This window comes from Burkholderia sp. Ac-20379, from assembly GCF_017104645.1.
In the GTDB taxonomy this organism is placed as follows: domain Bacteria; phylum Pseudomonadota; class Gammaproteobacteria; order Burkholderiales; family Burkholderiaceae; genus Burkholderia.
Genome location: NZ_JAAGPF010000028.1, coordinates 30,426 through 41,989 on the forward strand (window position 1 = coordinate 30,426; position 11,564 = coordinate 41,989).

The window sequence follows — 11,564 nt, forward strand, 5'->3', positions numbered from 1 at the left end:
CCTCAGGCCCAGTGGCCGCGCACCCAGAACCAGTTCGGGCCGCGCGCATCCCAGTGGCCCGGCACCCAGTGCAGGCCCACCTGTTCGGCCTCCCAATGGCCGCGCACCCACACGTAGCGGCCGTGATCCCAGCGCCAATGGCCGTGATCCCACACGTAGCCGACGCGCGCGGCCGGCACCACTTCGTAGCGCACCGGCGGCGGCGCGCTCGGCGCCACGATCACGACTTCCTCGGCGCTCGCCGACAGCGGCGCGACGGCCGCGCTCAGCGTCGCGGCGGCCAGTGCGAGCGGAACCAGATAACGGGCAGCAGTGCGAATCATATGAACCTCCTTGTCGTCGTTCGATTCGGACACGCATTCAACGCGTGCATACCGGTTCAATGCGCGAGCCCGGGCAATGGCCGACAGACGCCGTGTTACGGCGCGGGGCAAAGTGCAACAGCCGGTAAGTACGGAAATAGGAATGAAAGACGGCGCGCGCGATTCGAAAGAATCGGCGGCAAACACGGCGAAAACGTCGGAGGAATGAGCGCGAGACGAACCGCGCGGGCAAGGCGGGAAAGTACGGCGTACGAAGAAAAACCGCGCATCGCGAGGCACGATGCGCGGCGATCGATCAGGACTGCGGAATCTCGATCTTGACCTCGAGCACTTCGAGGTTGTCCTGGTGTTCGAGGCTGACGCGGATGTCGTCGTTCGAAATCTTCACGTACTTCTGAATGACTTCGAGCAACTCCTTCTGCAGCGCCGGCAGGTAATCCGCCGGCGGACGGCCGCCGATGCGCTCGTGCGCGATGATCAGCTGCAGGCGCTCTTTCGCGACGGCGGCGGACTTCTTCTTCTCTCCAAGGAGAAACGAAAGGATCGACATAGGGCGTCTCCGTTACTTGCTGCCGAAGAGGCGCTGCAGCAGGCCCGGCTTGATGTAATCGACGAAACGCAGCGGTTTTTCCTCGCCGAGGAAGCGCGACACCACGTCCTTGTAGGCTTCGGCGACATCGGTGCCGTCGAGGTGAACGGCGGGCAGGCCCTGGTTCGACGCGTGCAGCACGGCTTCGGATTCGGGGATCACGCCGATCAGCTTGATGCGCAGGATTTCGCTGATGTCTTCGAGCGACAGCATTTCGCCTTCGCTGACCCGCTTCGGGTTGTAGCGCGTGATCAGCAGGTGTTCCTTGATCGGATCGCCGCCGTCGGCCGCGCGCTTGGTCTTCGACGACAGGATGCCGAGGATGCGGTCCGAGTCGCGCACCGACGACACTTCCGGGTTCGTCACCACCACCGCCTCGTCGGCGAAGTACATGGCGTGCAGCGCGCCCGATTCGATACCGGCCGGCGAATCGCAGACGATGTAGTCGAAATCCATCGCGATCAGGTCGTTGATGACCTTCTCGACGCCCTCGCGCGTCAGCGCGTCCTTGTCACGCGTTTGCGACGCCGGCAGGATGAACAGGTTCTCGCACTGCTTGTCCTTGATCAGCGCCTGGTTCAGGTTCGCTTCGCCCTGGATCACGTTGACCAGGTCGTACACCACGCGGCGTTCGCAGCCCATGATCAGGTCGAGGTTGCGCAGGCCGACGTCGAAGTCGATCACGGCCGTCTTGTGGCCGCGCAGCGCCAGTCCGGAGGCAAAGCTCGCGCTCGTCGTCGTCTTGCCGACACCGCCCTTGCCCGAAGTCACCACGATGATTTTTGCCATTACCCTACCCTGTGTTCGTCAATGAGGTCGATCGATCCGCCGCGTCGCGCTTGGGCGCTCAGGTCAGTCGCAGCGGTTCGATCATCAGTTTTTCGTCTTCGAGCCGGATCTGCACCGGCTTGCCGCGCACATCGGCCGGCAGCGGGTTCTCGGTGGTTCGATAGATGCCTGCAATCGAAATCAGTTCCGGCTCGAGGCACGTACAGAAAATCCGCGCTTCGTGATTGCCGAGCACGCCGGCCAGCGCCCGGCCGCGCAACGGCGCGTACACATGGATGTTGCCTTCCGCGATCACCTCGGCGCCGTTGCTGACCGGCGCGAGCACGACCAGGTCGCCCTTCGCGTAGATCTGCTGGCCCGAACGCAACGGCCGGTCGATCACGAGCGTCTGAACCGCTGTCACGGGGCCCTGCGCCGGTGCGTCCTGCGCGACAGATGCCGAAGCCGGCGTGGCCGGCTGCGGCTCGTCGGCTGCGGATTCGTCCGGCGCCGCCTTGGCGGCCGGCGCGGCGCGGCGGTCGCGCGCTTCGAGCAGCGGCAAGCGGCTCGCGCCGGCCCACTCGCGCTGGGCCGCATCGGCCACCACGCCGATCGGGCGCATCCGCACGTCGTTGAGCATCTGCTGAATCGCGTCGAGCTCGACCTGCTCGCCCTCGGCCAGACGCCGCACGTCGATCGCCACCACGTCGTCGGCGAAGAATTCCGGCGTCGCCTCGAAACGCTTGACCAGTTCGGTTCGCAGCGCGTCCAGGTCGGCCGTCTTCACGACGAACAGCAAGGAGTCGACCGAGCCGCTGCGAAGCTCGAAGAATGGCGATTTTTTAAGCGACATGAACGTCCTGCAAAAAATTTTTGCGTATTTTACAGGCGTCCGGGCGGGCGGCCATCATTTTCGGGATGACGCGGACGAAGCCGCGTACAACGGCGGGACAACACGACGGGCGAGGAAAATTCAGGCTTGGGAAGGCTCGAACGAGGCGGACGGCAACGCGGGCTCAGGCATCGAAGCGCCAGACGAACAGCGACTTCATCGCGCCGGGCACGCGGGCGATCGGCGCGTGCTCGCCGAGGTTGGTGAAGCCCATGTGCTCGTAGAAACGGATGGCGTTGCGGTTCTGCTCGGCGATCCAGGCGTAGATCTCGGTGGCGCCCTGCCCGGCCAGCCAGTTGCGCGCCGTGTTGACGAGCAGCACGCCGCCGCGCAGGTGACGCACGGCGTGCGCGACCCACAGCTCGCTGACGAACGCGCGGCGCTCGGCGGAACTGTCGAAATACGCGCCGATCATGCCGGCGGGGTGGCCTTCGGTATACAGCAGGAACGTGGTGGACTGATCGGAACCGGCGCGCTGCGCGGCGATCGCGTCGGCCGCGTCCGCGTCCACGGCCAATTCGGCCTCGGGTGCTTCGCCGGGTGCATACGGCTCGCGCAGCGATGCGGCGCGCAGTTCACGGTACACACTGCCCTGATCGGCGGCGATGCGGCGGACGGTCAAAGTCGAACTCATGCGGGGACATCCTTCGAACAGCAAGCTATTAGCTTCAACCGAAAGCGGGGTATGAGTCAAATCGTTATTTTCAAACGATCGGGCAAATCGAGAGAGGCGGAAAGCCAAGCCGCGCAACGGAAAGCGCATGGTGCGACGCACATCGTATTACCGCTTATAACACCACGCCCAATTCTCTTTCGCGTCAGGTATTTCCGGTCACGCGCAATGCCCGCCAGCCGCGGCTCGACGCGGCTTCGCCGGAGAAAATGCGGCGTCGCAGCAATATCGATTCTTCAGTCACCTATCGATTTTCGGATTGGTATTTTCATCCGAATCGGCGGCGGCCTGTTGCGCAGGCATTCACCCATGCGCTTTTCATCGAGGTAATCGATGGCGCGATTTTCGATGCGCGCGCAACTACCGCCCGAAAAGCAAAAACCCCTCGATTCCTTTCGGAACCGAGGGGTTCGTATTCTGGCGGAAAGGGTGGGATTCGAACCCACGGTACGGAATAACCGTACACCGGATTTCGAGTCCGGCGCATTCGACCTCTCTGCCACCTTTCCTTCTACTGCTTTGCTGCTTCACCGTTCCGTAGGTCTTCGTCCCGGCGAAGCAAAGATTATAGAACAACTCGTTTCGTTTTTCCAAGCCCTTTCCGCAAAAAATTTTCAGCTGCGGGATCGGGCCGGCACGACGCGCCGTTCTCGCACGATCACGCGGCCGCGATCGTCTCCTGACCGCCGAAGTACGGACGCAGCGCGACCGGGATCGTGACCGAGCCATCGGCGTTCTGATAGTTCTCCAGCACCGCGACCAGCGTGCGGCCGACGGCCAGGCCCGAACCGTTCAGCGTGTGGACGAGTTCCGGCTTGCCCTGCGCGTTGCGCGTGCGCGCCTGCATGCGGCGCGCCTGGAACGCTTCGGTGTTCGAGCAGCTCGAGATCTCGCGGTAGGTGTTCTGCGCCGGCACCCACACTTCGAGGTCGAACGTCTTCGCGGCCGAAAAGCCCATGTCGCCCGTGCACAGCGTGATCACGCGGTACGGCAGCTCGAGCTTCTGCAGGATCGCCTCGGCGTGGCCGACCATCTCGTCGAGTGCCGCGTACGACGCATCGGGCGACGTGACCTGCACCATCTCGACCTTGTCGAACTGGTGCTGGCGGATCATGCCGCGCGTGTCGCGGCCGTAGGAACCGGCCTCCGAGCGGAAGCACGGCGAATGCGCGGTCAGCTTGACCGGCAGCGCGGCCGGATCGAGGATCGAATCGCGCACGCTGTTGGTCAGCGTGATTTCCGATGTGGAGATCAGATACTGCGTGACGGTGTTGTCGTCGCCGCCCTTCTCGACGCGGAACATGTCGTCGGCAAACTTCGGCAACTGGCCGGTGCCGAACAGGATTTCCGGGTTGACGATGTACGGCGTGTAGGTTTCCGTATAGCCGTGATGCTGCGTGTGCGTGTCGATCATGAACTGCGCGAGCGCACGGTGCAGGCGCGCGATCGGGCCGCGCAACATCGTGAAGCGCGCGCCCGAGAGCTTCGCGCCGGTTTCGAAATCGAGGCCGAGCGGCGTGCCGATATCCACGTGATCGCGCACCTCGAAATCGAAGCTGCGCGGCGTGCCCCAGCGGCGCACCTCGACGTTGTCCGCCTCGTCGCGGCCAACCGGCACGCTCTCGTGCGCGACGTTCGGCATTTCGAGCATCAGCGCCTGCACGGCGGCCTGGATCTCGTCGAGCTTCACGGCCGAGGCCTTCATCTCGTCGCCGATCCCGCCCACTTCGGCCATCACGGCCGACGTGTCCTCGCCCCGGCCCTTCATCGCGCCGATCTGCTTCGACAGGCTGTTGCGGCGTGCCTGGAGTTCTTCGGTACGGGTCTGGATCGCGCGGCGATCCGCCTCGAGCGAGGAGAACCTGGCGACGTCGAGGGTGTAGCCGCGATCGGCGAGGCGCTTGGCGACGCCGTCGAGGTCTTTGCGCAGCAACTGGATGTCGAGCATGGGAGGACAGAAGTTTCGTTGTGTGAGACGCGAATTCTAACGCACCGCGGGGCGCGCCCGGCAGCCCCGGCGCGCGCAATCGGCGCGAAACGCGTGCTTATTCGGGCTTGCCGGCTTCGCGGTCGAGTTCGCGCAGCCAGGCGAGCTTGTCGGCGATCTTGCTTTCCAGCCCGCGCGGCACCGGCTGATACCAGCGCGGCTCGCGCATGTCGTCGGGCAGGTAGCTCTCGCCGGCGGCATAGGCGTTCGGCTCGTCGTGCGCGTAGCGATACGCGTGGCCGTAGCCGAGCTCCTTCATCAGCTTGGTGGGCGCGTTGCGCAGGTGCACCGGCACCTCGCGCGACTTGTCCTGCTTGACGAACGCCATCGCCGCGTTGAACGCGTTGTAACCGGCGTTGCTCTTGGCCGCGCAGGCCAGATAGATGACGGCTTGCCCGAGCGCCAGTTCGCCTTCGGGCGAGCCGAGCCGCTCGAAGGTTTCGGCGGCGTCGTTGGCGATCTGCATGGCGCGCGGATCGGCCAGGCCGATGTCTTCCCAGGCCATTCGCACGATGCGCCGCGCGAGGTATTTCGGATCGGCGCCGCCGTCGATCATGCGGCAGAACCAGTACAGCGCGCCGTCCGGGCTCGAGCCGCGCACCGATTTGTGCAGCGCCGAGATCTGGTCGTAGAAGTTGTCGCCGCCCTTGTCGAAGCGGCGCGCGTTCAGCGTCATCGCGTTCGAGACGAAATCGGCGTCGATCCGGTTGGTGCGCGCCGACAGCGCGGCCGTTTGCGCCTGTTCGAGCAGATTCAGGAAGCGCCGCGCGTCGCCGTCGGCATAGCCGATGAGTGTATCGACCGCCTTCTCGTCGAAGCTCAGGCCGTCGAGCGCGATCTGCTGCGCGCGCGCGAGCAACTGGCGCATCTCGGCCTCGTCGAGCGACTTCAGCACATAGACCTGCGCCCGCGACAGCAGCGCCGAATTGACCTCGAAGCTCGGGTTCTCGGTGGTGGCGCCGATGAACGTGACGAGGCCCGATTCGACGAACGGCAGCAGCGCGTCCTGCTGGCCCTTGTTGAAGCGGTGGATTTCGTCGACGAACAGGATCGTGTGGCGGCCGTTGCGGTTCAGCGTGTCCTTGGCCTGCTCCATCGATTCGCGGATGTCCTTCACGCCGCCGAGCACGGCCGACAGCGCGATGAACTCGCAATCGAACGCGTGGGCGGTGAGGCGCGCGAGCGTGGTCTTGCCGACGCCGGGCGGCCCCCAGAGGATCATCGAGTGCGGCCGGCCCGATTCGAACGCGAGCCGCAGCGGTTTGCCCTCGCCGAGCAGATGCGTCTGGCCGATGACCTCGTCGAGCGTCTTCGGGCGCAGCGCCTCCGCGAGCGGTCGGCGCGGTTCGGTTTCAAACAGGTCGGACATGGACCTCGACTCCTGGAATGGCCGGCGCGGCGCACATCGCCGCGCAGCCGGACATTATGACAGCCGGTCGGCCGGCGCACCCTCGGCCGATCGGACAGCGACTCGGCGTCTGGCGACAGGCGGCGGCCCCGGCGGGCGCAACGCCAGGCGGCGCGCGCGGCGCCCGAAACGCAACGGGCCTGCCATCGCTGGCAGGCCCGTGCGAACGCCGGAGGGCGCTCAGCCCTTGATCACGTCGGCGCCCTTCGGCACCGCGAAGCGGAACTGGTCGGCCGGCAGCGACGGATTGGTCTGGATGTTCGTGAACGTCAGCAGCGTGACGTTGCCGAACACGTCGTGCAGTTCCATCGCGGCGAGCACGCCGCCCTTGAAGCCGATGCCGATGCGCTGGAACTGCGTGTCCTGCGACTTCGGCAGCATCTCGACCCAGTCGATGCCGCCCTTCACGCCGCCGTCGCGCAGCGTGTAGTTCTTGTCGACGTCGTTGCTGCCGAACAGGATCGCCGCCGGGCTCGCGCCGAGCGCGCCGGCCAGCTTGCGCTCGGTGACCTGGTTCAGATCCTTGTCGTAGACGAACAGCGTGTCGCCGTCGGCCTGCAACAGTTGCTGGTACGGCTTTTCGTAGGCCCAGACGAACTTGCCGGGGCGCGCGAACACGAAGCTGCCGCTCGAGTTGTCGTTCGGCTTGGACGTGGCGATCGCGCCGCTGGCCGCCTTCGACGGCGCCTTGACGATCTGCTGCGTGAAGTTGCCCTTGGCCGATTTGACCTGCGCGACGAACGACTTCAGCTCGTCGGTGCCGCCCGCGAACGCGTGCGAGGCCACGGCCATCAGCGCGGTGCCGGCGAGCGCCGCGGCGAAGCGGCGAACGGAGGAGGACTTCACGAACGGAAAAGCTTGCATGGGGTGGTTTTCTCCCTGATTGGCGGACCGGCGCCGACGCGGCGTCATTCCGCGTCGCGGGCCGGTACGAGAATTTCGCGATTGCCGCTGGACGACATGGCCGACACCAGCCCCGATTGCTCCATCTGTTCGAGCAATCGCGCGGCGCGGTTGTAGCCGATGCGCAGATGGCGCTGCACCAGCGAGATCGAGGCGCGGCGGTTCTTGACGACGATTTCGACCGCCTGATCGTACAGAGGATCGGACTCGCCGCCGCCTTCGCCGGTTCCCGCGGCGCCGTCCTCGCCCTCGGCCACGCCGCCTTCGAGCAGGCCCTCGATATAGTTCGGCTCGCCGTGCTCCTTGAGCTTCTCGACCACGCGATGCACCTCATCGTCGGACACGAACGCGCCGTGCACGCGCACCGGCAGGCCGGAGCCGGGCGGCAGATAGAGCATGTCGCCCATGCCGAGCAGCGATTCGGCGCCCATTTGATCGAGAATCGTGCGCGAGTCGATCTTGGACGACACCTGGAACGCCATCCGCGTCGGCACGTTGGCCTTGATCAGGCCGGTGATCACGTCGACCGACGGGCGCTGCGTGGCGAGGATCAAGTGGATGCCGGCCGCGCGCGCCTTCTGGGCGATCCGCGCGATCAGTTCCTCGACCTTCTTGCCGACCACCATCATCAGGTCGGCCAGCTCGTCGATCACCACCACGATGTTCGGCAGGCGGCCCAGCGGTTCAGGCTCCTCGGGCGTCAGGCTGAACGGGTTCGGGATCTTCTCCTCGCGCTTGGCCGCTTCGTCGATCTTGTTGTTGTAGCCGCCCAGGTTGCGCACGCCGAGCTTGCTCATCAGCTTGTAGCGCCGCTCCATTTCGGCGACGGTCCAGTTCAGCGCGTTGCCGGCCTGCCGCATGTCGGTGACGACCGGGCAAAGCAAGTGCGGGATGCCTTCGTAGACGCTCATTTCGAGCATCTTCGGATCGATCAGGATCAGCCGCACCTGCTCGGCCGTGGCTTTATAGAGCAGCGACAGGATCATCGCGTTGATGCCGACCGACTTGCCCGAACCGGTGGTGCCGGCCACGAGCAGGTGGGGCATCTTGGCCAGATCAGCGCACACGGGCTTGCCGCCGATGTCCTTGCCGAGGCCCATGGTCAAGGCCGACGCCGAGGCCGCGTACACCTCGGAGCCGAGAATTTCGGACAGGCGCACGGTTTGGCGGCGCGGGTTCGGCAGTTCGAGCGCCATGTAGTTCTTGCCGGGGATCGTCTCGACCACCCGCACCGACACGAGCGACAGCGAGCGCGCCAGATCCTTGGCCAGGCCGACGATCTGGCTGCCCTTCACGCCGGTGGCCGGCTCGATTTCGTAGCGCGTGACGACCGGGCCCGGATACGCGGCCACCACGCCCACCTCGACGCCGAAATCCTTGAGCTTCTTCTCGATCAGACGCGACGTGAATTCGAGCGTATCGGCCGGAATCGCTTCCTGGTTCTGCTGGGCCGGATCGAGCAGGCCGATGGCCGGCAGCGTGGAATCGCCGGGCAGATCCGTGAACAACGGCACCTGGCGCTCGCGCTCGACGCGCTCGGATTTGGCCGGCGTGACGATCGGCGGCACGATCGTGACCGGCTCGTGATCCTCGATCCGCACGCGTTCCTCCTCGACCTTGCCCTCGCGGCGCACGGCGGCGGCCTCGCCGAGCTTGCGGTCGCGGCCGGCCTCGCGGCGCAGCTTGGCCAGCGTGAACGCGTTGATGATGCCGTCGCCGACGCGTTCGCACACCGACAGCCAGGAAAAGCGGAAATACAGGGAAAGGCCGATCGCCAGCGCGATCAGCAGGAACAGCGTGCCGCCCGTGAAACCGAGCGCATGCGATACGCCGCGCGCCACCGTTTCGCCGATCACGCCGCCCGGCGCGCGCGGCAGCGGCACCTTCAGCGACCACATGCGCAGCGCCTCGATGCCGTCGCTCGCCAGCACCACGAGCACGAACGCGAAGCCCTCGGCCAGCCAGCCGGCCGGCCGCGCCGGTTCCTCGTCGAACGCCTCGTGGCGCGTGATGCGCCGGTAATTGGCGGCGACGCGGCGCGCCAGCAGCACGACGAGCCAATAGGCGGAGATGCCGAACAGCAGCAGCAGGATGTCGGCCGTCCAGGCGCCGACGCGCCCGGCCCAGTTCGAAATGTGGTCGATCTGGACCGCGTGGGTCCAGCTCGGGTCGCGACGGCTGTAGCTCAGCAGCGCCATCAGCAGGAACGCGAACACCGCGACCTGAAGAATCCAGCGAATCTCGACGAACAGCCGCGACATGCGGTGCGGCAGCGCCTGCGCCTGAGCCGTAAAGGGTGCTTTTGCCATGAATCCGTGTAGAGAGGGCGGCCGCGCCGGGCGCCGCCGATCGTTCGATCGCGAATATTGTAAACGCTGGCGCGATCGGCCAAGTGTAAATGACGGTAACCGGCCGATCGATGCGTTCTATCGGATCGATAAAAACATCGATCCGGCAGTGCAGCAAACGCCCCTTTATAATGCGCGTCTGGTACCCATCTACGGCATCGTCCCCGGCGCGCGGATCGCGCAGCCGGCCCGCATGCCGTCCCCGCCGTTCGCCGCGTCACCCGCCCGTTCGGCCGCTTTTTACGGATCCTGCACATGTCCATGCCCAAACACGCGAAAGTCCTGATTCTCGGTTCCGGCCCCGCCGGCTATACCGCCGCGGTGTACGCCGCCCGCGCCAACCTGTCGCCGCTCCTGATCACGGGCCTCGCGCAAGGCGGTCAACTGATGACCACGACCGACGTCGAAAACTGGCCGGCCGATCCGAACGGCGTGCAAGGCCCCGAACTGATGCAGCGGTTCCTCGAACACGCCGAACGCTTCAACACGGAAATCGTGTTCGACCACATCCACACGGCCAAGCTGGAAGAAAAGCCGATCCGCCTGATCGGCGATTCGGGCGAGTACACCTGCGATTCGCTGATCATCTCGACCGGCGCGTCGGCCCAGTATCTCGGCCTGGCGTCGGAAGAAGCGTTCATGGGCAAGGGCGTGTCGGCCTGCGCCACCTGCGACGGCTTCTTCTACCGCAACCAGGAAGTCGCCGTGATCGGCGGCGGCAACACGGCCGTCGAGGAAGCGCTGTACCTCACCGGCATCGCCAGGAAGGTCACCGTGATCCACCGCCGCGACAAGTTCCGCGCCGAGCCGATCCTGATCGACCGCCTGCTGGAAAAGGAAAAGGAAGGCAAGGTCGAGATCAAGTGGAACCACGTGCTCGACGAAGTGACCGGCGACGCGTCCGGCGTGACGGGCGTGAAGATCAAGCACACCGGCACCGGCGAAACCGAGGCGATCGCGCTGCAGGGCGTGTTCGTCGCGATCGGCCACAAGCCGAACACGGACCTGTTCCAGGGCCAGCTCGAAATGAAGGACGGCTACATCGTCACGAAGAGCGGCTTGGCCGGCAACGCCACCGCCACCAACATCCCGGGCGTGTTCGCGGCCGGCGACGTGCAGGATCACATCTACCGCCAGGCGATCACCAGCGCCGGCACGGGCTGCATGGCCGCGCTGGACGCCCAGCGCTACCTCGAAAGCCTGCACGACGGCAAGTAAGCCGGCCACGCGGCCGGGCTGCGACGCTACAATGTCGCAGCCATGCGCCGCAGCCCGCTTCCGCTTTCCGAAGGCCGCTGCCCCGCGCAGCGGCCTTTTTGCATGCGCGTCCGGCCAGCCGGGCCGCCTCCCGTTTCCCGGGCACTCCCGCCCCACTTCGATCCGTAGACCATCATGGCGAAGAACCAGCACCATCCGAGCGACCCGGCCAAGCGCCGCGCCGCCCTCAAGCCGGCCGAGCCGATCGTGCCGGCCGCTCCCATGCCCGCGCCCGGCGCGCTGAAGGGCCAGGGCCTGTCCGGCCTCGGCTCGCTGCGCGATGCGCTGAAGGGCGAATCCGAGCGGCGCGAGAAGCAGCAGGCGCAGGCCGCGCGCGAGGCGCGCGAAGCCGCCGTCAACGCCAACCTGTTCCGCAACGAGATCGGCGCGATCACGCCGCTGGCCGCCGCGCCGCG

At 66.0% G+C, this 11,564-nt stretch carries 10 protein-coding genes, 1 tRNA gene and 1 pseudogene; 2 read left to right on the top strand and 10 right to left on the bottom strand.

The window, feature by feature from the left end:
• Positions 1–2 precede the first annotated feature (2 nt).
• The 10 genes from G3N92_RS06175 to G3N92_RS06220 all read right to left on the bottom strand — a co-directional run bounded on the left by G3N92_RS06175 (position 3) and on the right by G3N92_RS06220 (position 9,852).
• Positions 3–323: a YXWGXW repeat-containing protein gene (locus G3N92_RS06175; protein WP_206126572.1), complete on the bottom strand. Its 321-nt coding sequence runs from the start codon at positions 321–323 to the stop codon at positions 3–5.
• A 295-nt stretch (positions 324–618) separates the two neighbouring features.
• A complete protein-coding gene (minE, locus tag G3N92_RS06180; protein ID WP_206126573.1) occupies positions 619–873 on the bottom strand; it encodes a cell division topological specificity factor MinE in 255 nt (84 codons plus the stop codon).
• 12 nt (positions 874–885) lie between these two features.
• Positions 886–1,701 (bottom strand): septum site-determining protein MinD, encoded by an 816-nt coding sequence (gene minD, locus G3N92_RS06185; protein ID WP_206126574.1) that lies wholly within the window; start codon positions 1,699–1,701, stop codon positions 886–888.
• Between the two features lie 58 nt (positions 1,702–1,759).
• Entirely contained in the window at positions 1,760–2,533 is a 774-nt protein-coding gene (minC, locus tag G3N92_RS06190) for a septum site-determining protein MinC (protein ID WP_206126575.1), read from the bottom strand.
• A gap of 163 nt (positions 2,534–2,696) precedes the next feature.
• Positions 2,697–3,335 (bottom strand): GNAT family N-acetyltransferase, encoded by a 639-nt coding sequence (locus G3N92_RS06195; protein WP_241014616.1) that lies wholly within the window; start codon positions 3,333–3,335, stop codon positions 2,697–2,699.
• Between the two features lie 328 nt (positions 3,336–3,663).
• Positions 3,664–3,754, bottom strand: a tRNA-Ser gene (locus G3N92_RS06200).
• A 149-nt stretch (positions 3,755–3,903) separates the two neighbouring features.
• Positions 3,904–5,193 carry a serine--tRNA ligase gene (serS, locus tag G3N92_RS06205; protein ID WP_206126577.1) on the bottom strand — a complete coding sequence of 430 codons (1,290 nt, stop codon included), beginning with the start codon at positions 5,191–5,193 and terminating at the stop codon, positions 3,904–3,906.
• Between the two features lie 97 nt (positions 5,194–5,290).
• Positions 5,291–6,601, bottom strand: a complete 1,311-nt coding sequence (locus G3N92_RS06210; protein ID WP_206126578.1) for a replication-associated recombination protein A — start codon at positions 6,599–6,601, stop codon at positions 5,291–5,293.
• A gap of 219 nt (positions 6,602–6,820) precedes the next feature.
• Positions 6,821–7,504, bottom strand: coding sequence for an outer membrane lipoprotein chaperone LolA (lolA, locus tag G3N92_RS06215; protein ID WP_206126579.1), 684 nt, complete (start codon positions 7,502–7,504; stop codon positions 6,821–6,823).
• Between the two features lie 44 nt (positions 7,505–7,548).
• Positions 7,549–9,852, bottom strand: coding sequence for a DNA translocase FtsK (locus G3N92_RS06220; protein ID WP_206126580.1), 2,304 nt, complete (start codon positions 9,850–9,852; stop codon positions 7,549–7,551).
• Positions 9,853–10,146: 294 nt separating this feature from the next.
• On the opposite strand from G3N92_RS06220, the gene trxB reads away from it, so the two are divergent.
• Together trxB and G3N92_RS06230 are read left to right on the top strand one after the other, a co-directional pair.
• Positions 10,147–11,109 carry a thioredoxin-disulfide reductase gene (gene trxB, locus G3N92_RS06225; RefSeq protein WP_206126581.1) on the top strand — a complete coding sequence of 321 codons (963 nt, stop codon included), beginning with the start codon at positions 10,147–10,149 and terminating at the stop codon, positions 11,107–11,109.
• Between the two features lie 174 nt (positions 11,110–11,283).
• Positions 11,284–11,564, top strand: a pseudogene (locus tag G3N92_RS06230) (DNA mismatch repair protein MutS); the annotation flags it as partial.

Bases quoted from the DNA above. Each gene is read 5' to 3' on its own strand.
- minC (WP_206126575.1), bottom strand. From the start codon at position 2,533: ATGTCGCTTAAAAAATCGCCATTCTTCGAGCTTCGCAGCGGCTCGGTC.
- minD (WP_206126574.1), bottom strand. From the start codon at position 1,701: ATGGCAAAAATCATCGTGGTGACTTCGGGCAAGGGCGGTGTCGGCAAG.
- G3N92_RS06210 (WP_206126578.1), bottom strand. From the start codon at position 6,601: ATGTCCGACCTGTTTGAAACCGAACCGCGCCGACCGCTCGCGGAGGCG.
- serS (WP_206126577.1), bottom strand. From the start codon at position 5,193: ATGCTCGACATCCAGTTGCTGCGCAAAGACCTCGACGGCGTCGCCAAG.
- trxB (WP_206126581.1), top strand. From the start codon at position 10,147: ATGTCCATGCCCAAACACGCGAAAGTCCTGATTCTCGGTTCCGGCCCC.
- G3N92_RS06195 (WP_241014616.1), bottom strand. From the start codon at position 3,335: ATGCGCTTTCCGTTGCGCGGCTTGGCTTTCCGCCTCTCTCGATTTGCC.
- G3N92_RS06220 (WP_206126580.1), bottom strand. From the start codon at position 9,852: ATGGCAAAAGCACCCTTTACGGCTCAGGCGCAGGCGCTGCCGCACCGC.
- minE (WP_206126573.1), bottom strand. From the start codon at position 873: ATGTCGATCCTTTCGTTTCTCCTTGGAGAGAAGAAGAAGTCCGCCGCC.
- lolA (WP_206126579.1), bottom strand. From the start codon at position 7,504: ATGCAAGCTTTTCCGTTCGTGAAGTCCTCCTCCGTTCGCCGCTTCGCC.
- G3N92_RS06175 (WP_206126572.1), bottom strand. From the start codon at position 323: ATGATTCGCACTGCTGCCCGTTATCTGGTTCCGCTCGCACTGGCCGCC.